This window comes from Modicisalibacter coralii, from assembly GCF_004117855.1.
Classification (GTDB): Bacteria; Pseudomonadota; Gammaproteobacteria; order Pseudomonadales; family Halomonadaceae; genus Modicisalibacter; species Modicisalibacter coralii.
Genome location: NZ_QWBW01000018.1, coordinates 42,068 through 62,993 on the forward strand (window position 1 = coordinate 42,068; position 20,926 = coordinate 62,993).

A 20,926-nucleotide genomic window follows, 5' to 3' on the forward strand; every position below is an offset into this window, starting at 1 on the left:
CTCAGGCCTCGCTCCACTGGGATGAATGACGTTGAGAGGTCGGCTCGGCAGGCGATTCGTGCTTGCCCTCGCTCGGCCCCAGGCGGATGAATTTCACCATCAGGAACATCTCGATGACGATGAACAGGGTGTAGAGCAGTACGAAGCCAATCAGTGAGAAGACCATGTAACCGACGCTGTGGGTGGAGGCAGACAACCAGGTCGGCAGTTGGCCGTAGACCGTCCACGGCTGGCGACCCAGTTCGGCGACGATCCAGCCGGCCTCGTTGGCGATGAACGGAACCGGAATCATCCACGGTGCCAGGCGCAGGAACCAGTTATGCCGATGCAGGGTACCGCGCAGCGAGTAGATGACCGCGAGGATCAGGAAGGCCATCATCAAGAAGGCCGTGACCACCATGACGCGGAATGACCAGAACACCGTCGCCACCGGCGGAATGGTGTCGGCCGCCGCCTTGGCGATCTGCGCATCGGTGGCCTGGGAGACGTCCTCGGCGTAGCGCTGGACCAGCAGCGCGTAGCCCAGGTTGTCCTGATGGGCGTCGAAGGTCGCCCGTGCCTCGGCATCGTCGGGGTTTTCGCGCAGGGTCTGCAGCGCGATCAGTGCCGGGATACCGTCGCGGATCTTGGTCTCGGCGTCGGCTTCCAGGTCGTTCACGCCGGGGATCGACTCGTCGAAGGTGTGGGTGACCAGCGGGGTGAGCAGGTAAGGCACCTGGACCTCGAAGTCGTTGCGCTTTTCCTCCTGGTTGGGCCAGGCGATCAGGTTGAAGCCGGCCGGTGCCTCGGCGGTTTCCCACAGCCCTTCCATGGCGGCGAGCTTGGTGGGCTGGGCGCTGCCGTTGATGAAGCCCAGGGCGTCACCCAGCGAGATCACGCCGACGGTGGCGAACACGCCGAACAGCGCGGCGACCCGGAAGGAACGCTTGGCCAGCTCGATGTGGCGGCGACGCAGCAGGTAGAAGGCGCTGATGCCCACCACGAAGATCGCCGCGGTCACGTAGCCGGCGATGCTGGTGTGGACGAACTTGGCCTGGGCCTCGGGGCTGAAGATCAGATCCGGCAGGCTGGTCAGCTCCATGCGCATGGTGTCGGGGTTGAACACCGAGCCGACGGGGTTCTGCATATAGCCGTTGGCGACCAGGATCCACAGCGCCGAAAGGTTGGAGCCCAGCGCCACCATGTAGGTCACCAGCAGATGCTTGCCGCGGGACAGCTTGCCCCAGCCGAACAGCATCAGGCCGACGAAGGTCGACTCGAGGAAGAACGCCATCAGCCCTTCGATGGCCAGCGGCGCACCGAAGATGTCGCCGACGAAGTGCGAGTAGGTCGACCAGTTGGTGCCGAACTCGAACTCCATGGTCAGCCCGGTGGCCACCCCCAGGGCGAAGTTGATGGCGAACAGCTTCGACCAGAAGTGGGTCATCTGCCGGTAGATGTCGCGCCCGGTGATGACGTAGATGGTCTCCATGGTCGCCAGCAGGACCGACAGGCCCAGCGTGAGCGGCACGAAGAGATAGTGGTACAGCGCCGTGGCCGCGAACTGCAGCCGCGACAACTCTATGACGGTGTCTAGTTCTTGCATGGCGGAGGTGCTCTCTATGATCCCTGCTGCGAAACCGGCGCCCGATGCGAGACGCAAGCGAGACCGGGGAAAGATACCCAATCAGGGTAAACCAACGCCCGAACGGGCCTTTTGACCTGCATCAAGGGCCGTTCAGGGGGGTGGCATCGACAGGCCGCGACGCGGCGTCGCAGGCGCTTTCATCGTCACTGGCGCCACCCGACAGGCCGCCCCCGGCGAGACGTCGGTAATCGGCGCAGTCGCGCATCAGCGTGGCGTGATCGCCCGCGGCCAATAGACGACCCCGTTCGAGCATCACCACGCGATCGACGTCGCGCACCCAGGCCATGTGGTGGCTGATCAGCAGCAGCGTGCGCCCCGCCAGATAGCCGTCCAGGTTGCGCCACAGGCGGGCCGCGGTGGCGTTGTCCAGCCCCTCGCAGGGCTCGTCGAGGATCACCAGGGGCGCGTCGCGCAGCAGCGCCCGGGCGATGCCCAGGCGACGGATCTGGCCACCGGACAGCTTGAGCCCCTCCTCGCCCACCAGGGTGTCGTAGCCCTCGGGGAGCGCCAGGATCTCGTCGTGCAGGCAGGCCAGCCGTGCGGCCTCGATCATCGCGTCCTCGTCGGCCTCGGGGTTGCCGATCAGCAGGTTGTCGCGCACCGTGGCGTGGAACAGGTAGATCTTCTGCGGCACGTAGGCGATGCGCGCGCGCAGGTCCTCGCTGCGATAGTCGCCGATCGGTCGGTCGTCCCAGTGCAGGGTGCCGCGCTCGGCTTCGACCAGCCGCAGCAGCAGCTGGGCGACGGTACTCTTGCCGGCGCCGCTGGGGCCCACCAGGGCGAGACGCTCGCCCGGGGCGATGGCCAGATCGAGGCCCTCCAGCGCCGCCGCGCCCTCCGCCGCGTGGCGCACGCCGACTCCGACGAAGCGCAGCGCATCCCCCGCGGGCGCATCGGCCGGGGTCCGGGGCTCGGCCACTGCCGGGCGCAACGCCTCGAAGGCGCGCAGCCGACGGGTCGCCGCACGCATCTGGCCCAGTGCCTGCCAGGCGCCGGGCAACTGGGCCACGGCCTCGAAACAGCCCATCGCCAGCAGCACCACCGGCGCGAAGTCCACTGCCGATACCCCCGGTGACTGCAGCCGCGGCACCATCAGCCAGGCGGTGGCCAGCACCGCCAGATGGGTGAGAACCAGCACCCCGGCCTGGGACAGCCCCGAGAGCCGCGACAGGCGCGCCTGACAGGCGATCCAGCGCCGCCCCAGTTCGTCGACCCGGCGGCGGCGTTCGTCGAGGGCACCGAACACCGTCAGCTCGCCGAGGCCCTCGACGGCGTCGACCACCTCGGCCTTGAGCGCCGCACCGACCTCGACCGCCTCGGCCCCGGGACGCCGCCCGAGCCGCTCGACCAGCGCCGGCAACAAGGCCCCGGCCGCCAGCAGCAGGGCCAGATCGACCAGCGCCACCGCCGGGCTGTAGACGGCGAGCACGGCCACCGCCCCGGTCACGCAGACCAGCGCCACCACCGCCGGGGTCAACAGCCGCAGGTAGACGTTGTCCAGGGTGTCGATGTCGGCGCGGATGCGCGCCAGCAGGTCGCCGCTGCGCAGGCCCTGCAACTGCAGCGGCGAAAGCGGCTCCACCTGGCGGTAGAACCACACCCGCAAACCGGTGAGCAGACGCAGCGTGGCGTCGTGGCTGACCAGCCGCTCGAGATAACGCCCGCCGGTGCGGGTGATCGCCAGGCCGCGGATCAACGCCGCCGGCGTGAAGTAGTTGAAGTCCGCCGACGCCAGCCCCGCCGCCGCCATGCTGGCCAGGAACCAGCCCGAGACGGCGAGCAGTGCCATGTTGGCGGAGACGGTCACCACGCTGAGCAGGATGCCCAGCACGAAGTAGCCGAGATAGGGGCGGGCCAGGGTCAGCCACCAGCGCAGATCGCTCATCACAGTGCCTCCCCGGCAGTGCCCGAGACCAGCCGGGCATAGCGCCCGCCGGCGGCGAGCAGTTCATCGTGGCTGCCCTGCTCGCTCACGCGTCCGCCCTCGAGCACCACGATGCGATCGGCGTGGCGCACGGTCGCCAGACGGTGGGCGATGATCACCAGGCTGCGCCCCTCGCCCAACGCCTTCAGGGCCGTGACCAGGGCGCGCTCGTTGTCGGCATCGAGATGCGCGCTGATCTCGTCGGCGACCACGAAGCCGGCGTCGCGCACCAGGGCCCGGGCGATCGCCAGACGCTGCGCCTCGCCGCCGGACAGACGCAGGCCGCGTTCGCCGAGCGGCGTGTCGAGCCCTTGCGGCAGGGCGGCGACGAAGTCCCGAGCCTGGGCCTGCTCGAGGGCACGCCACAGGGCCGCGTCGTCGACGCCCCGCCCCAGGCAGAGGTTGTCGCGCAGCGTGCCGAAGAACAGCCGCGGCTGCTGCGGCACCCAGGCCAGGGTCTCGCGCCAGGCAGCGATGTCGATCTCGTCGAGGGCCACGCCATCGACGCTGACCGCACCGCGATCGGGGCGCAGCAGGCCCAGCAGCATCAGCGCCAGGGTGCTCTTGCCGGCGCCCGAGGGGCCGACGACCGCGACCGTCTCGCCGGGGGCGATGCTCAGCGAGACGTCATCCAGCGCCGGCTGGCGCGGCACCGGTGCCTTGCCGGCGGTGGCGTCATCGTCGCTGGCGACGTCGTCGGCGGGATAGGTGTAGCCGAGCCCGGCCAGCTCGACCCGCGGCACCTGCCCCGGGCCGAGACCGTCGCGCCGCGTGCCGGTCCACTCCAGGGTCGGCGCGTCGAGCAGTTCGACGATGCGCTCGGCGGCCCCGAGGGCTTCCATGCGCGCGTGATAGACCCCGCCCATGTTGCGCAGCGGCAGGTAGAACTCCGGTGCCAGCAGCAGCACCAGAAAGCCCGACTCGAAGTCCAGCTCGCCCCACAGCAGCCGGAAACCGATCAGCACCGCGACCAGGGCGATGCTCACCGTGGCCAGGAACTCCAGCACCAGTGACGAGACGAAGGCCAGGCGCAGCACCTTGAGCGTGCTGGTGCGGTACTCGTCGGAGAGCCGTTCGATCAGCCGCGCCTCGCGCCGCCCCAGGTTGAAGACCTTGAGGGTGGTCAGCCCCTGCAGGGCGTCGAGGAAGTGCCCGGAAAGCTGGCCCATGCGCCGCCACTGGCGCTGGTTGAGCTTCTCCGCGCCCTTGCCGATGAAGATCATGAACACCGGGATCAGCGGCGCGGTGACCATCAGGATCAACGCCGAGACCCAGTCGATGGGCAGGATCACCGCCAGGATCGCCAGCGGGATCAGCGCCGCCAGCGCGGTCTGCGGCAGGTAGCGGGCGTAGTAGGCCTCGAGGTGTTCGACGCCGTCGGTGACGGTGTTGACCACGTCGCCGGTCTGGGCGCCGCGCTGCCAGACCAGCCCCAGCGCCTGCAGCTGGCCCATCAGGCGTTCGCGCACCGCGAGCTTGACGGTGCTCGCCGCCGTGAAGGCAAAGTGTTCGACGGCGTAGGTCAGCCCGCCGCGCAGCAGCAGGATCGCCAGCATGGCGGCGAACGCCGGCCACAGCGTGGCCAGCGGCGCCTGCTGGAAGATCGCGCCATCGGCGACGTGGGCGAGCAGGGTCGCCTGGACGATCAGCAGCACGCCGCTGGCGAGCCCCAGGCCGATGGCCCAGGCGACGGGCGTGCGTACGCGGCGGCTCTCCTGCTTGAGCCAGCCGAGGGGAGTGGTCGTTGTGGTTTGCATCGCGGAACCGGAGTCAGGGAGTCAGTCTGGTTATGGGACGCGGCGCACCGCCGTCCATTTCGGGCCAGTCTACGCGCTGTGCGCCTTCACCCCTTGACCTGCATCAACGTGGTTCACGATGCTGCGCCTCGAGCGCCTCGCTCAGGCGTGCCGCCAGCTCGCGCCGGTGCTGCAGCCGGGCCTTGCGCCCCGCCCCGCCCTCGTCTCCCGCCGGCGCGTCGCGGCCCAGAAAGAGCGGCGCCACCAGGTCGTCCCACGCCTCATCGCTCAAGGTTCGCGGCGACTGGTGACGCACGATTCGAAAGGCCCGCGCCAGCCACGGCCGCACCAGCGCCAGCTCGCCGCCCCCCGCGGCGAACCAGGCGGTGCGCTCGCGGGTCGCCGCGTCCAGCGCCGGCACCGGCGCCTCGTCGAGCAAGCGGGTGACCAGCCGGGGGGGCAGCGCGGCCAGCGCCGTGCCCAGCAGGCTCGGCAGCAGGCGCTGGAAGTCGTCGCGCCACCCCGACAAACGCGCCTCGGCAGCGGCGTGAAGCGCACGCCCCATCATCAGCGCGTGTTCGCCGCTGGCGGCCTCACGACTCAGCCCCAGGCGCAGACTGACGAAGCCCTGGGCGCGCCAGAAAGCGAGCAGCGTCGGCTCGGCACCGTAGCTGACACCCAGTTGATCGATACCGGCATCGTGCGCCCGCGCGGCCAGCGTCGCCACCAGCCGCGTGGCGATACCGCGCCGCCGCGCGGCGGGATGCACGGCGATGCGCTGGATGCGCCACCAGCGCGCCTCGGCGGCCTCGCGCCAGCCGCCGTGGGCGGCCAGCGACTGGGCGAGCAGATGCCCCCGCGGGCGACGCCGACCGAGCCGCACCGCCTCGGCCAGATCACGCGGGAAACCGCCCTCGGCCTGCGCCAGACAGACCCCCACGCAGTGCCCCGCGACGTCGGCGGTGAGCACCTGCACGTCCGGGGCATCGAGCAGCTGGCGCAGGTCGCCCGGCGTGGTGCGGTAGTGAGCCTGGACCAGCAGGCCGAACAGTTCGGCGAGGCGGCGCTCGTCGCCGGCCAGGGCCGCGCGGTCGAGGGTGCGATAGCGCAACCCGTCGCCACGCGCGAGCGCCGCCGCCACGTCGGCGTCCGTGGCGGGCTCGGCGTCGAGCAGCAGCAGGTCGCGGGTCAGCGCTTCGAGCGGATCATTCGGGGCCCAGCGCACCGGCGCGTCGAGCGAACAGGCGCGCCAGTCGGGGGTATCGCGGTCGAGTCGCGCGCGAAAGCGCACCGCGAACCCCCGCCCGGTGCCCTCGTAACCGTGCACGGTGGTGGCGAAGGCGAGCCGCGGAAACGCCGCCAGCCAGCGTCCGAGCAGCGGCGCGGGGATCGCCGCCGCCTCGTCGACGAACAGCGTGGGCGGCGAGCGCGGATCGACTCCGGGGCCGGCGAGCGCCGGCTCGACGGCGTCCGGCGCCAGAAAGCGCAGCACCGAGACACCGCGCGAGGTGTCGACCGAGAACGCCTGGCCCTCGCGCCGCCCCTCGGGCAGCAACGCGGCGAGGCGCGCGAAGACCGGCTCCACGGCGGCGGATCGCGGGGCGGTCAACCACAGCTCGCTCTCGCCGGCGGCCAGTCGCCGTGCCGCGGCGATGCCCAGCGCGGCACTCTTGCCGCGGCCGCGATCGGCGCTGATGACCAGCGGACGACGCCGGCGCAGGCGTTCGAGGCGTCTCACGGCCTGGGCCTGATCGGCCGTCAGGCAGTCGGCGTCCTCGACGGGAGACGGCGCGAAGGCCGGTGCCGCGGGCAGCGCGAGTGTCGGCAGGGCGGCGGCGGCCGGCCAGTGCAGGGTCAGCGGCGAGGCGGCGAGCTGCCGGGCGAGGCGGCCGAGCGTTCGTGCCGGCAGGCTCTCGCGGGCATGCGGCCAGGCGGCCAGGCGCGCGTAATCGGCATCGGGACAGGGAACGCCCTCGCGCCAGGCACGCGGGGTCAGCAGCACCAGCAGCCCGCCGGCGCGCACGGTGCCCGACACGGCGCCGAAGGCGTCGGGGTCGAAGCCGCCTGTTGCGGAGACGCCATCGATCACCACCAGATCGTGCTCGCCGCCCAGTCGGGTGCGTGCCTTGGCGGCGGGCAGCGCCGCGATGCCCGCATCCGGTGACGCGGGGCCCAGCCACAGAGGGTCCCGCCAATCGCCGGCACGCCACAGGGCCAGCCCCCGGGCGACGGCCTCGGCGGGCTCGCCGTCGACCCACAGCAGGGCACGGTGGCGGCGCGCGACCAGGCAATGGCGCAGCGAAGCGAGAGACTCGGTCAGGGAAGCGTGCATGGCGCACAGGATGCGTCATGCGCGCCGCCGAGGCCAGCGCGGTCAACGGCACAGGCCTCGGCGATGGGTGGCGGGCCGGGACGCCGTGGCGGCGGCCCGGTGGAGCGACTGAGGGTTCGACTCAGCTCAGCTTGGGCATGCCGGTGATATAGCCCACCGCGGCGCCGTAGCGGTCCTTGTAATTGGCGCGCACGTAGGGGTCGAGCGTCTCGCGGACCTTGTCGTGCAGCGGGCTTTCCCAGTCCCCGGGGTGCTGGAAGTTGCTCATGATGTAGGTCCAGCCATTGACCGAGTCGACGGCTTGCAGGCCGGTGGACTCGGCACCCGCCGGGCACGACATGAGACGGGCCAGCTTGCCGCTGTCGACGTTGTAGGCCCACAGGAAGTTGTTGACGTGGTTGCCGCTGTCCTCGCCGATGAACAGCGTGCGCAGCTCCTCGGAGTACTTGATGTTGTCCGGGTTGGCGATGCGCTCGGCATGCGCCGTGTTGCCCAGCGCGTCGGGCTCGGCCAGGTCCTCGCCGACCAGGTTGGGCGGCACCGCCATGTGCACCGACACCCACTCGCTGTCGATGGGCTGGCCGTCGCTGTCCTGCTGGCCACCGCGCAGGGTGTGCGCGTAGACCGCGCCGGCGACCGGCCCCTCGACATGGATCTCGTTGCTGCCGTCGGTCATCGTCTTGTAGATGTAGGACATGGCCGAATAGGCCGTCTTGTCGGCGGCGTTGACGGTGGTGCCTTCCATCTTGGTGAAGCCCATCGACGCGCCCTTGAGCGCCGCGTAGCGATGGGTCTCGAGGAAGGCCGCGGCCTTCTCCATGCCCGGCTCGAGCTTGATCCAGTTGGTCTTGCCGCTGTAGGGGATGCGGGTGAAGCTGGCGTCCTGCGGGTCCTCGGTGCGGATGTCCATGATGTCCGCCGCCTGGATGCCGTCGTCGACCAGTTTCTGGATCTCGGCGCTGGTGGCGTGTCCCAGGCGGATCCAGCCGATGTCGCCGGCGCCGGGCCCCACCCCGGAGACCTGGCTCCACTTGCCCACGTACAGCGTGCCGGACGACAGGTCCCGCGGCTGGTCGGCGACGAACATGAACAGCCCGCCGTTGGTGGCGTCGTCGCCCATCAGCACGGTGCGCTCGTCGGGCATGACCTGAATCAGCTCGTGGGAAATGCGCCCGAGGTTGTAGTGCTTGACGACGCTGCCGCTGCCGTCCGGATGGACGGTGACTTCCGGCAGGTGGCCGTAATTGTAGGGCGTACCGCGCGTCTCGTCGCCGAACAGATGCCGGCAGAAGCTCTTGAACTCGGCGTCGTCGGCGACCGCGGCGTCCGGCTCGTACTCCTCGCTGGCCAGGTGCGTGCCCCAGGGCGACAGGCTGGCGCCGCAGGTGATCCACAGCCCGCCCACCGGCGAGGTGTCGACGTTGTGGTACTTGACCAGTGTCAGCTCGCCGGTTTCCGGGTTCTGATCCAGGGTCAGCACCGCGATCGGCGAGGGCAGCCGGCCGTACATCGACTCGTCGGCGCCGTTGCGGGTGGTGTACTCGAACTGCACGACGGCGAACACCGGATTGCCGTACACGCCATCGACCCGGGCATTCTCGACCGTCAGCAGGCTGGTGCCATCCGGGCAGTCGGAGAAGAACTGGCGATTGCCGGCCGAGGGATCCAGGATCGGCCGATTGTCGATGTCGTAGTAGCCGCCGGCGACCAGCGTGCCGCCCTGGCCGTCGGGCACCCGGTCGCCGGTGATGAAGAAGGGATGATAGGCCAGCTTGACCTGGCGACTGGTGCCGTCACTCATGTGCAACTGCATCGCCGAACCGATGGTGGTGGTCGCCATGGCGGCCGGGTTGCTCAGCGAGGGCGCCGGCATCGGCAGGAAGCTCACCGAGGCCAGGGTGACATCGCCGGCGGCGAGCGCGGAACCGCTGGTCGTCAAGCCGGCGAGCCCGCCGGCGAGCGGCAACAGCGGAGCCCCCGCCATGAAGCCGAGCAGGCGGCGGCGGTTGCTATCGACAGACTGGGTCATGAGATGGTCCTTGGTCATCAGGCGGATCGGGTCACGGTCGACCGGCGCCGACGGTGCGTCGCGCCGGGTCGCTACGACCGGATGATCGCGCGCCAAGATGACGCGACGCTGACAATCATGTGTCCGTCACGACACTGCCCAGCGCGGCACGCTGGGCAGCGATCAGAAGGCACCACCCAAGACCCCGCCGGCCTACTCCACCAGCAGGTGTTCGAGGCGGATCGGCAGGTCGCGGAGGCGCTTGCCGGTGGCGTGATACACGGCGTTGGCGATCGCCGCGGCGATCCCGGTCAGGCCGATCTCGCCGACCCCGCGGGCCCCGAATTCATTGAAGGCGAAGTCCGGGTGATCGAGCAGCTCGACGTCGATCTCCGGCATGTCGGCATGGGTGGGGATCAGATAGTCGGCGTAGTTGTTGTTGACCAGCCGCGCGTCGCGCGGATCGTAATCGAGGCCCTCGAGCAGTGCCATGCCGATGCCCATGACGATGCTGCCCTCGACCTGATTGCGCGCCGTGGCGGGATTGATGGCCCGGCCGATGTCGAAGTCGCTGACCACCCGCGAGACGCGCAGCCGCGAGATGCCCGGGTCCCAGCGCACCTCGACGAAGTGCGCGCCGAACGAGCGGAAGCTGTAGCGGGTCTTCTCGTCGCCCGGCGCAGCCTGGCCGTCCCCGGTGACACTGGCCAGCCGGAGGCCCTCGAGTACCTCGGCGAAGCCCACCCGACGGCCGCCACCGTCGGTCAGCGTGCCCTGCTCGACGCCGAGGGATTCACCCGCGACACCGGCAAACGCCCCGCCATCGCCGGTGGCGACCTCCTTGAGGGCGTCGAGGGCCTGGCGGGTGGCCGCAGCCACCGCCGGCAGGGTGGTCGCCGTGGCCATCGAACCGCCGGAGAGCGGCCCCGCCGGCAGGCTGGACTCGCCGAGGCGTACCTCGATGCGCGACAGCGGCACCCCGGTCAGTTCGGCGACGGTCTGGGCGACGACGGTGTAGGTACCGGTACCGATGTCCTGGGTGCCGCAGGCGGCGGTGACGTGGCCGTCGGCGTGCAGCTCGACCCTCGCGGCGCAGGGCTGACGGCCGGCGAACCAGGTACAGCTGGCCATGCCCCAGCCGAGGATCTCGTCGCCGTCCCGCATCGCGCCGATGCCCGGCTCACGCCGCGACCAGCCGAAGCGGGCCGCGGCGTTGTCGTAGCAGGCATCGAGATGCTTGCTCGACCAGGGCAGATCCTTGCCGGGGTCGCGCTCGGCATGATTGCGCCGGCGCAGATCGAGCGGGTCGATGCCCAGCTCGCCGGCCAGCTCGTCCATCGCGCATTCCAGGGCGAACAGCCCCGACACCTCGCCGGGGCCGCGCATCGGGCAGGGCGTGCCGTGGTTGACGGTGACCAGCCGCTGGCCCACCGCGACGTTGTCGCAGGCATAGAGGCTGGGCGTGGCCGAGCCCACCGCATCGACATGGGTGTGCACGGGCGAGGTCTCGGTGGTGCTGTCGTGGCGGATCGCGGTGAGCCGCCCCGCCTCGTCGGCGGCCAAGCGCAGGCGCTGACGCGAGGCCGGGCGATTGCCGGTGGTGGCCATGTCCTGCTGGCGTGGCATCACCGTGCGCACCGGCCGCCCCACCTCGCGGGCCGCCGCCGCGGTGGCCACGGCATGGGGCCACATGAACAGCTTGTTGCCGAACCCGGAGCCGATGTAGTGCGAGACCACCTCGACGTCCTCCTCGGCGATGTCGAAGATCCGCGCCATCGCCTTGCGCTGGAAGAGCACCCCCTGGCTGGATTCGTGGACCCGCAACCGGCCGTCGCGCCACTCGGCGAGGGTGGCATGGACCTCCATCGGCACATGGCTCTCGGCGGCGATGGTGTAGGTCCGGTCGATGCGCACGGGAGACTGCTCCCAGGCTTCCCGGGGCTCGCCCCGGGAACGCGCCTGCCCCGCCTGCCACTCGCCGTCGCGGTCGGTGTGCAGCAGGCCGCTGATCGCCCCGGCTTCCTCGTGATACTCGGCGCGCACGGCGTGGGCCGCGGCGCGGGCCTGCTCGAAGGTCTCCGCGACCACCAGTGCCACAAGCTGGCCGTCGTAGTAGATGCGGGTGTCCTCGAACGGCAGGCGCACTTCGCTGACCACGTTCTGCTGCGCCATGCTGTTGGGCGACCGGGCCAGGGTCGGGAAATGGCCGTGGTGGAAGATATCGACCACCCCGGGCATCGCCCGGGCGGTTTCCAGGTCGAGCCCGGCAAGCGTGCCGTGGGCGATGCTCGCCGGCACCGGGTAGCCGATGAGCATGCCCGGCGCGCTGTGATCGACGGCGTAGTCGGCGCGGCCGGTGAGCTTGAACTCGCCGTCCACCCGCGGGGTGCGCTGGCCGATGGTCTGGGTCGTCATCCCTGATTCCCCCGTGTCGTGGTGGTCGTCCCGGCACGCGCAGTCGCGTCACGCAGGGCGCGCACGATCGCCTGGCGGGCCAGCGGGATCTTGAAGGCATTGTGCTCGCGGGGCACCGCGTCCTGCAGCGCCGCGTCGGCCGCCACCTCGAAGGAGCTCGCCACCGCCGGCTGGCCGTCGAGGGCCCGCTCGGCCTCCACCGCGCGCCACGGCTTGGTCGCCACGCCACCCAGGGCCAGACGCACGTCGCTGATCACCTCGCCCTCCAGGGCGACCACGGCGCCCGCCGAGGCCAGGGCGAATTCGTAGGAGGCGCGATCGCGCAGCTTGAGATAGGCCGCCCCGCCGCCGACCAGCGGCGTGTCGAGGGTGACGTGGGTGATCAGCTCGCCGGGGGCGAGTTCATGCTCGATCTCGGGGTGCTCGGCGGGCAGGCGATGGAAGTCGTTGAAGGCGATCTCGCGCCGGCCCTCGGGCCCTTCGAGGGTCAGGGTCGCGCCCAGGGCGGCCAGCGCCACGCACATGTCCGAGGGGTGGGTGGCGATGCACTGCTCGCTGACGCCGAGCACTGCGTGCATGCGATTGATGCCGTGCAGGGCATCGCAGCCGCTGCCCGGCTCGCGACGGTTGCAGGCCGCCGCGGCATCGCGGTAGTAGGGGCAGCGGGTACGCTGCATGACGTTGCCGGCGGTGGTCGCCATGTTGCGGATCTGGGTCGAGGCGCCGGCGAGGATCGCCTGGGCGAGCAGCGGGTAGTGTTCGCGGACCAGCGGGTGATGGGCAAGCTCGCTGTTGGTCACCGCCGCGCCGATGCGCAGCCGACCGTCGTCGAGGCGTTCGACCTCGGCCAGCGGCAGCCGGCTGACGTCGATCAGTGCCGCGGGACGCATGACGTCGAGCTTGACCAGGTCGATCAGGGTGGTGCCACCGGCGATATAGGCACGTCGGTCGTCGCCGCCGTGGATGGCGATCGCCGCGCCGGAATCCGTGGCGGTGTCGAAGGCGAAGGGTCTCATGCGTCCCCTCCCCGGCCGCGCGCCTCGGACTCGGCCTGACGGATCGCCGCGAGAATGTTCTTGTAGGCGCCGCAGCGGCAGAGATTGCCGCTCATCGCCTCGCGGATCTCGGCGTCGGAGTCGCCGATCCGCCCGTCGTCGAGCAGCGCCGCGGCGGACATCATCTGCCCCGAGGTGCAGAAGCCGCACTGGTAGGCATCCTGATCGAGGAAGGCCTGCTGCACGGGATGCAGGGCGCCGTCGCGGGCCAGGCCCTCGACGGTGGTGATCGCCCGGCCCTCGCACATCGCCGCCAGGCGCAAGCAGGAATTGATCGCCCGGCCATCGACATGCACGGTACAGGCGCCGCACTGGCCGTGATCGCAGCCCTTCTTGGTACCGGTCAGGCCGAGCCGATCGCGCAGGGCGTCGAGCAGTACCACGTTGGGCGCCAGGGTGAGTCGGTGGGTCTCGCCGTTGACGGTGAGCGTCACCGTCAGCGCGTCCGCATCCTGCGGGGGCGCGTCGGAATGGTCCATCATGCCGGTCCTCATCGAAGCGGGTCGGGGCCCGGGCGGCGTTGTCAGGACGCCGCCAGGGTCCCATTAACCCTAGGTAAGGAATCCGAGGAGGACAAACGCGACGCTAGCGCGTCACGCCTCGATCTTTCTCAGCAGGAACACCAGCGGCACGCTGGCCAGGTAGATCAATCCCAGCCACAGGAAGATGTCGTTGAAGGCCATCACCATCGCCTGCTGCGAGACCCGCTGGGCGATCATGCCCACCGCGGCGTGATAGGCATCCGGCACCGAGCCGGCGAGCATCGCCTGATACTTGGCGATTTCCGCGACGACCACCTCGCGGCCGGTGTCGATCGCCGGAATCAGCGCGTTCCAGTGGAAGTCCTCGCGGATGTCGCGCACCGTGTCGAGCAGCGCCAGACCCACCGCGCCCCCCAGGTTGCGCATCACGTTGAACAGCCCGCTGGCGTTGCCCACCTCGGCGGGCGGCAGGGTGCCCAGCGCGATCCGCGAGGCGGGGATGATGCACAGGATCAGCCCCATGCCGCGGATCACCTGGGGCAAGCAGAACTGCCAGAAGCCCGACTCCACGGTCAGATCGGCGTTCATCATGGTGCCGATGCCCACCAGCAGCAGACCGGCGAGCAGCAGCACGCGCAGGTCGAGCCGGTTGGAGAGCTGGCCGACCACCGGCGCGCAGCAGAACATCGTCAGCCCGGTGACGAACATCACCTCGCCGATCTGCAGGCTCGAGTAGTGACGCACGTAGCCGAAGAACAGCGGCATGATGTAGACCAGCCCGTAGAGCGCGATGCCGATGATGAACCCCAGCCCGGCGCCGAGCGCGAAGTTGCGGTTGGCGAAGGCATGCAGATCGACGATCGGATGGTCGTGGCGCAAGGTGCGGGTGAAGAACCACACCCCGGCGAGGACACAGACGACCGTCGTGATCAGGATCCGGTCGCTGGCGAACCAGTCGTCGCCGGGGCCCTCCTCGAGGACGAACTCCAGCGAGCCCAGGAATACCGCGATCAACACCAGGCCGATCACGTCGAGCCGCCGGGCCACGGCATGATCGGCCTCGTCGATGTCGAGGAAGGTCCAGGCCGCCCAGCACACCAGCACCCCGGGCACAACATTGGCCAGGAACAGCCAGTGCCAGCTCATCAGTTCGGTGATGTAGCCGCCCACCGTCGGCCCCACCGACGGCGCCATGGTCACCACCATGCCGATCACCGCCTGCACGCTGCCCATCACCCGCCGCGGGAAGATCGAGAAGCTCACCGCCTGGGTGATGGGGATCATCGCCCCGCCGGCGAACCCCTGGATGGCGCGCAGGATCACCAGTTGCTCGATCGAGGTGGTCAGCGCACAGCCCAGGCTGGCCAGGGTGAAGCCGGCGCAGGACAGGGTGAACGCCACCCGCGTCGACAGGATCCGCGTCAGCATGCCCGACAGCGGGATCATCACGATCTCGGCGATCAGGTAGGCGGTCTGTACCCAGGAGATCTCGTCCTCGCTGGCCGACAGCCCCGACTGGATCTCGTTGAGCGAGCTGGCGACGATCTGGATGTCGAGGATCGCCATGAACATGCCGAACACCGCGGCGATGAAGCCGATACGCTGCGGCCAGGGCGGCATGTCGCTGACGCCCTGGCGGACGCTGCCGACAGCGGCTTCGCTCACGAACCGCTCCCGGCGGCCGGCGATCCGGCGGCCGGCGATCCGGCGGCCGGCGATCCGGCGGCCGGCGATCCGGCGGCCGGCGTCCCGGCGGCCGGTGTCCCGGTGGCCGGCGTCCCGGCAGACGCGGCCAGTTCACCGCCGTCGTCCGGGTCCAGCTCGCGGGTATCGACCTCGGGGACCACCGACAGCCCCGAGCGCAGCCGGCCCAGGGCATCGTCGGGGCCGGTGACGCGGATCTTCACCGGCACCCGCTGGACGATCTTGTTGAAGTTGCCGGTGGCGTTGTCCTGCGGCAGCAGGCTGAACTCGGTGCCGGTGGCCGGCGACAGGCTGTCGATCACGCCGGTGAAGGTGATGTCCGGATAAGCGTCGACGTGGATCTCCACCGGCTGGCCGACGCGCATCCGCGCGAGCTGGGTCTCCTTGTAGTTGGCGACCACGTAGGCGGATTCGATGGGCACCAGTTGCAGCAGCGTCAGCGAGGGCTGGGCGAGCGTGCCCGCCTCGGCGGTGAGATTGCCGACCACGCCGTCGCGCGGGGCGACGATACGCGTCTTCTCCAGCTGATGGCGGGCCCGGGCCAGATCGGCCTCGGCGGCGTCGCGATTGGCCCGGGCACTGTCGACGTCGGATTCGGCGACCGCCAGTTGACGCCTGGCCGAGATCACCGAGGCTTCGCGCGCGGCGAGCGTCGCCCGGGCGACACGCAGGGCCGCCTGGTCGTCCTCGCGCTGCTGACGCGAGGCGTAGTTGCGCGAGGCCAGCTTCGACGAGCGTTCCAGATGCTGCCGGGCCTGGTCGACATCGGCCTGGGCGGCCTCGACCTGGGCCCTGGCCTCGTCGATCGCCGCCTGCTGGAGTGCCACCCGGCGCGTCGCCTGGGCGATCGAGGCCATCGCCACGGCGAGCTGCGCCTGCGCCTGGCTGACTTGGTCGCGATAGCTGTCGTCGTCGAGGCGCACCAGCAAGGCACCGCGTGCGACCGACTGGTTGTCGTCGACCGCCACCTCGGCGACGCGCGCCGAGAGCTCGGCGCGGATGGCCACGCTGTCGGTGTGCACGTAGGCGTTGTCGGTCTCCTCGAGGAAGCGGCCGGTCCGCCACCAGTGCCAGCCCCACCAGGCCAGCGCCGCCAGGGCCACGACCGCGACCAGGGCGACCACGACCTTGCCCGCCTGTTTCATGTTGCCTCCTCGATTCGCTGCGCACCCGGACGCCATTGCCGGATGACGGACGCTATAGTGTAATGAATGCTACACTACATCGCCACGCCGAACGACATCGCCCACCGAGGAGCCAGCGCATGCCCCCTTGCGACCGTGACACGCGCTCATCCCCGCAGACCAACGCCCGCGGCCTGGCACGCCGGGAACGCTTGCTCGACGCCGCCCGCGACGTGTTTCTCGAACAGGGCTACGCCGGCGCCAGCGTCAACGAGATCGTCGCCCGCGCCGGCGGCTCGCTGGCCACGCTGTACAAGCAGTTCGGCAACAAGGAGGGGCTGTTCATGGCCGCTCTGGAGCGGCATATCGCCACCGCCTGGGTGGTGCTCGAGGAGGGGCGTCGCGAGGCGACGGTCCCCGAGCAGGTCCTCTATGACCTGGGGCGGCGGATGCTCGAGCTGAGCCTCGACCCGGGGGTCATGCGACTCAAGCGGGGGCTGGCCTTCGAGGCCGAGCGAGTCCCCGAACTCGGCGAGATGTTCCTGAGTCGTGGGCCCGACCGTATCCGCCGGGAACTCGCCACCTACCTCGCCGAGCAGGTCGCCCGGGGCCGGCTGGTCATCGACGACCCCCGCGAGGCGGCCGGCATGTTCATGGGCATGCTGCTCGGCGAATGGCATATCGATGCGCTGCTCGGGCGACGTATCTCGACCACCACCGAGGCGTGTAACGCGCGAGCCCGCCACTGCACGACGGTGTTCCTGAGAGGCTTGGTGCCGCGCTGAGATGCTAGGCTGACAGGGTCAACACCTGGCCATTGAGCGCCCGCCCACCACCTCCGCCGAGAAAGCGGGCGCAGTCCGCCACCGCCACACTCGAGGCCCCCTGCGGACAGAGCAGGTTGATGCGGGTCCCCGGGCCACTGGCCTCGGCCAACCGCCGCACCAGCGCCGCCAGGGCCTCGCGGACCATGCTCGCCGCCTGACTGTCGCCCTCGGGCGCCACCGCCACCAGGCGGCCCCCGCCGCGGCTGTGCATCCAGGCGCGGGCCACCTGCAGAAGACTCGACGGTCCGGCGACCTGCTCGCTCAGGCGCCGCTCCAGGGGCACGCTGCGCGCCAGCGGTCGGGGCGCGCAGACCAGCACGTCGAGCCGCGCCAGGCGTCCCAGCAGCGCATCCAGCGCGCCCTCCCCCGCGACCCGCCCGAAACGGTCCTCGCGCTCGCCGCCCAGTCCGTCGAGCACCCGCTCGAGGCTCTGTGCATCGGGCGTGAGCAGCGCCACCGTCGCGCCCTCCTCGAGGAAGGCCCGGGCGAGCGCCTCGAGCAGCTCGCCGCCACCGGCGATCAGGACCCGTTTACGCACAGCGATCCCCTCCTCTCACAGGAGGCCCGGCAGCCACAACACCAGCGCCGGAAACACCAGGCACAGGATCAGCCCGGTGAGCTGCAGCAGCACGAAGGGGATGATCGAGCGGTAGATGGTGCCGATGCCGATCTGCCCCTCGGTTATGCCCTTGAGGTAGAACAGCGCATAGCCGAACGGCGGGGTCAGGAAGCTGGTCTGCAGATTGATCGCCACCAGGATCGCGAACCAGATCAGCAGCGCCTGGCCCGACAGGCCGTAGCCGAAGTCGAGCGCCTCGATCACCGGGGCGACCAGCGGCAGCACCACGAAGCTGATCTCGATCCACTCGAGGAAGAAGCCGAGCACGAAGATCAGCCCCATGATCAGCAGCATCAGCCCGTAGGGGCCGAGCCCGGTGCCGGTGATCAGCGACTCGATCATGTAGTCGCCGCCCAGGCGCTTGAAGACCACCGAGAAGCAGGTCGCGCCGATCACCACGAACAGGATCATCGCCGAGGTCCGCGAGGTCTCGCGCACCGCCTCGCGCAGGGTCGCCCAGTCCAGGCTGCGCATGACCAGCGCCAGCAGCAGGCTGCCCGCGGCGCCGATCGCCGCCGCCTCGGTGGGCGTGGCGATGCCGGCCATGATCGAGCCGAGCACGGCGACGATCAGCGCCACCGGCCCCAGCAGGTCGCGCAGCAGCGCCAGCGGCAACGGGGTGGTGTCGGCGTCCGCCGCATCGCGGTCGGCGAGCGGCGCCCAGTCCGGCTTGAGCCGCGCGGTGATCAGCAGGTAGGCGACGTAGAGCGCGCCCAGCAGCAGCCCCGGCAACAGCGCGGCCTTGAACAGCGCGCCCACCGAGACCTGCAGGATCGAGCCCATCAGCACCAGCATGATCGACGGCGGGATCAGGATCCCCAGGGTGCCCGAGGCGGCGATCACCCCGCAGGCCATCTCGGCGCGGTAGCCCTGCTTGAGCATCACCGGCAGCGCCAGGAGGCCCAGCATCACCACCGAGGCGCCGATGATGCCGGTGCTCGCCGCCATCACCACGCCGAGCAGTGCCACCGAGACGGCCAGCCCGCCATGGGTGCGACCGAACAGCCGCTGCAGGGTCAGCAGCAACCGACGGGCGACCCCCGAACGCTCGAGCATCAGCCCCATGAACACGAACAGCGGGATGGCGATCATCAGCCAGTTCTCGATCACCCCGCCGAAGATGCGCGAGCCCACGGTACCCAGGAACGGCAGCGGGATGTCGCCGATGAAGGCGAAGGCGATGCCCAGCCCGCCGAGCAGGAAGGCCACCGGATAGCCGGTGAAGATGCCCGCGAGCAGGGTGACGATCATCGTCAGGGCCAGGGCGTATTCCGCCAGGAACTCAGCCATGGATCTCCTCCCGGGTATCGTGGGCGGGTGTCAGGTGACGCGGATCGAACAGGCCGGCGAGGTTGTGCAGCACCTGACCCAACGCGCCCAGTGCCAGGAACACCAGGCCGATCGGCAGCATCGCCTTGATCAGGTAGCGGTCGGTGAGCCCGCCGTAGTTGGAGTGCTCGCCGGAGAGATACGACATCATCACGAAGTGCTTGGAGAGCCAGGCCACCAGCAGGCAGAACGGAATCAGAAAGACCAGGTGGCCGAGGATGTCGATCACCGCCCGGCCACGCGGCGAGAGCTTCTGATAGACCAGATCGACGCGCACGTGGCTGTCGTGATGCAGTGCATAGGTGCCGCCGAGCAGGGTGAGAATCCCGAACAGGTGCCACTGCAGCTCGGTAATGCTGTTGATGGTCAGGGCCTTGCCGAACAGCACCATCGGGGTCTGCCATTCGGCGATCTCGTTGATGCCCAGGGCGTTGAGCGTCACGGTGGTGAGCACGGCCAGCGTCACCAGCAGCACCAGCCAGCTGGAGACGCGACCCACCCACAGCCCGAGCCCGACCAGCGGTCGGGCCAGGGCTTCGCACACCGCGCCGCCTCGACTGCGCCAGGGCGCAAGGTCGGCGTGCGGCATCAGGCGCCTCCTTCGGACCCGGCGTCGTTATCGCGGATCGGCTGCGGGTCGGGCAGCGCCTGCAGCTCGTACCACTCGTCGATCAGCTTGACGTGCTGCATCAGCGACTTGTAGGCCTCGGCGAAGGCCGGGTTCTGGTCCATCTCCTCCTGGCGCACCTCGACCCAGGCATCCTGCAGCGCCTTGATCACCGAGTCCGGGAAGCGCTTGACCTGCACGCCCTTCTCCTCGAGCTTGTGGATGGTGCGCACCTGCTCGGGAGGCGCCTCGGCCATCGCCCACTGCAGGGTGGCGCGACAAGCGGTCTCGAACTGTGCCTTGCGCTCGTCGCTGTACTCGTCCCAGACCTGCTGATTGACCAGCAGCGAGAACCAGCTCGCGCTCTGGTGCCAGCCCGGGAAGTAGTAATACTTGGCGACCTCGTCGAAGCCCATCGCCGCATCGACCTGCGGCACCGAGAATTCGGTGGCGTCGACACGTCCGCGCTCCAGCGCCAGGTAGATCTCGTTGCCCGGCACCAGCTGGGTCGAGGCGCCGAGCTTGTTGAGCACCTTGGCGCCCAGCCCCGAGATGCGCATCGACAGGCCCCTGAAGTCCTCCGGCGAATTGATCTCCTTGTTGTACCAGCCGCCGGTCTCCTGGGGCGAGATGAAGCACGGCAGCACCTTCACGCCGTAGGGATCGTAGGCCTTCTGCAGCAGCTCGGTGCCCTCGCCGGCCCACATCCACGACATGAAGGCTTCCGGCGAGGGCCCGAACGGCAGCGCGCCGTAGAGGTTGGTGATCGGCACGGTGCCGGCCCAGTAGCCGATCCAGTCCCAGCCGGCCTGCACGGCGCCCGACGACACCGAGTTGAAGACCTCGAAGGGCGGCACCAGATCGCCCGGCTCGTGGACGCGTAGCGACACCGCGCCGCCGGTGGCGGTCTCGAGTTCCTGGGAAAGATGTTTGGCGCCGGCGCCGAGGAAGTTCTGGGTCGAGAAGGTGCTGGCCACGTCGAGCTGCTTGGGCCCCTCGGCATGCGCGGGGACAGTGACCGCGGCGGCGACCGCCAGGCCGACCGCCGACGCCAGCAGCGAGCGAGTGGTGACGGAACTTGGCATGGTGCGTTCTCCTTGAGCGTTGTTGTTGTCCCCCATCCGGGGGTTCGAAGGA

15 protein-coding genes are annotated in these 20,926 nt (G+C 70.1%); 1 reads left to right on the top strand and 14 read right to left on the bottom strand.

What is annotated here, in order from left to right; translation table 11 throughout:
- Position 1 precedes the first annotated feature (1 nt).
- The 10 genes from D0901_RS11415 to D0901_RS11460 all read right to left on the bottom strand — a co-directional run bounded on the left by D0901_RS11415 (position 2) and on the right by D0901_RS11460 (position 16,428).
- On the bottom strand, positions 2 to 1,585 hold the full coding sequence (locus D0901_RS11415) for a cytochrome ubiquinol oxidase subunit I (protein ID WP_129140431.1): 1,584 nt from the start codon (positions 1,583 to 1,585) through the stop codon (positions 2 to 4).
- A gap of 121 nt (positions 1,586 to 1,706) precedes the next feature.
- On the bottom strand, positions 1,707 to 3,512 hold the full coding sequence (cydC, locus tag D0901_RS11420; RefSeq protein ID WP_129140432.1) for a thiol reductant ABC exporter subunit CydC: 1,806 nt from the start codon (positions 3,510 to 3,512) through the stop codon (positions 1,707 to 1,709).
- Complete coding sequence (gene cydD / locus D0901_RS11425) at positions 3,512 to 5,308, bottom strand: thiol reductant ABC exporter subunit CydD (RefSeq protein WP_129140433.1); 1,797 nt, start codon at positions 5,306 to 5,308, stop codon at positions 3,512 to 3,514. Before cydD ends, cydC begins: the two co-directional genes overlap by 1 nt.
- Before the next feature lie 103 nt (positions 5,309 to 5,411).
- Positions 5,412 to 7,619, bottom strand: coding sequence for a tRNA(Met) cytidine acetyltransferase TmcA (locus D0901_RS11430; protein WP_129140434.1), 2,208 nt, complete (start codon positions 7,617 to 7,619; stop codon positions 5,412 to 5,414).
- Positions 7,620 to 7,740: 121 nt separating this feature from the next.
- Positions 7,741 to 9,648: a PhoX family protein gene (locus D0901_RS11435; protein WP_129140435.1), complete on the bottom strand. Its 1,908-nt coding sequence runs from the start codon at positions 9,646 to 9,648 to the stop codon at positions 7,741 to 7,743.
- A gap of 192 nt (positions 9,649 to 9,840) precedes the next feature.
- On the bottom strand, positions 9,841 to 12,042 hold the full coding sequence (locus D0901_RS11440) for a xanthine dehydrogenase family protein molybdopterin-binding subunit (protein WP_129140436.1): 2,202 nt from the start codon (positions 12,040 to 12,042) through the stop codon (positions 9,841 to 9,843).
- Complete coding sequence (locus D0901_RS11445) at positions 12,039 to 13,058, bottom strand: FAD binding domain-containing protein (protein WP_129140437.1); 1,020 nt, start codon at positions 13,056 to 13,058, stop codon at positions 12,039 to 12,041. The genes D0901_RS11440 and D0901_RS11445 overlap by 4 nt, the downstream gene beginning before the upstream one ends.
- Positions 13,055 to 13,579 (bottom strand): (2Fe-2S)-binding protein, encoded by a 525-nt coding sequence (locus tag D0901_RS11450; RefSeq protein ID WP_129140438.1) that lies wholly within the window; start codon positions 13,577 to 13,579, stop codon positions 13,055 to 13,057. The genes D0901_RS11445 and D0901_RS11450 overlap by 4 nt, the downstream gene beginning before the upstream one ends.
- Positions 13,580 to 13,690: 111 nt before the next feature.
- Complete coding sequence (locus tag D0901_RS11455) at positions 13,691 to 15,244, bottom strand: DHA2 family efflux MFS transporter permease subunit (protein ID WP_203234856.1); 1,554 nt, start codon at positions 15,242 to 15,244, stop codon at positions 13,691 to 13,693.
- The gene (locus D0901_RS11460) at positions 15,241 to 16,428 is read right to left on the bottom strand and encodes an HlyD family secretion protein (protein WP_233440408.1); all 1,188 of its coding nucleotides are present in this window, start codon (positions 16,426 to 16,428) and stop codon (positions 15,241 to 15,243) included. Before D0901_RS11460 ends, D0901_RS11455 begins: the two co-directional genes overlap by 4 nt.
- 119 nt (positions 16,429 to 16,547) lie before the next feature.
- Between D0901_RS11460 and D0901_RS11465 the strand changes: the two genes are divergently transcribed.
- Positions 16,548 to 17,192 carry a TetR/AcrR family transcriptional regulator gene (locus D0901_RS11465; RefSeq protein WP_129140439.1) on the top strand — a complete coding sequence of 215 codons (645 nt, stop codon included), beginning with the start codon at positions 16,548 to 16,550 and terminating at the stop codon, positions 17,190 to 17,192.
- A gap of 4 nt (positions 17,193 to 17,196) precedes the next feature.
- Here D0901_RS11465 and D0901_RS11470 read toward each other — a convergent pair whose 3' ends face one another.
- The 4 genes from D0901_RS11470 to D0901_RS11485 are packed head-to-tail and all read right to left on the bottom strand — an operon-like array spanning position 17,197 to position 20,874.
- Complete coding sequence (locus D0901_RS11470) at positions 17,197 to 17,772, bottom strand: Rossmann-fold NAD(P)-binding domain-containing protein (RefSeq protein ID WP_129140440.1); 576 nt, start codon at positions 17,770 to 17,772, stop codon at positions 17,197 to 17,199.
- Between the two features lie 15 nt (positions 17,773 to 17,787).
- Positions 17,788 to 19,143, bottom strand: coding sequence for a TRAP transporter large permease (locus D0901_RS11475; protein ID WP_129140441.1), 1,356 nt, complete (start codon positions 19,141 to 19,143; stop codon positions 17,788 to 17,790).
- Positions 19,136 to 19,771 (bottom strand): TRAP transporter small permease subunit, encoded by a 636-nt coding sequence (locus D0901_RS11480; RefSeq protein ID WP_129140442.1) that lies wholly within the window; start codon positions 19,769 to 19,771, stop codon positions 19,136 to 19,138. Before D0901_RS11480 ends, D0901_RS11475 begins: the two co-directional genes overlap by 8 nt.
- Positions 19,771 to 20,874: a TRAP transporter substrate-binding protein gene (locus D0901_RS11485; protein WP_129140443.1), complete on the bottom strand. Its 1,104-nt coding sequence runs from the start codon at positions 20,872 to 20,874 to the stop codon at positions 19,771 to 19,773. The genes D0901_RS11480 and D0901_RS11485 overlap by 1 nt, the downstream gene beginning before the upstream one ends.
- Positions 20,875 to 20,926 lie beyond the last annotated feature (52 nt).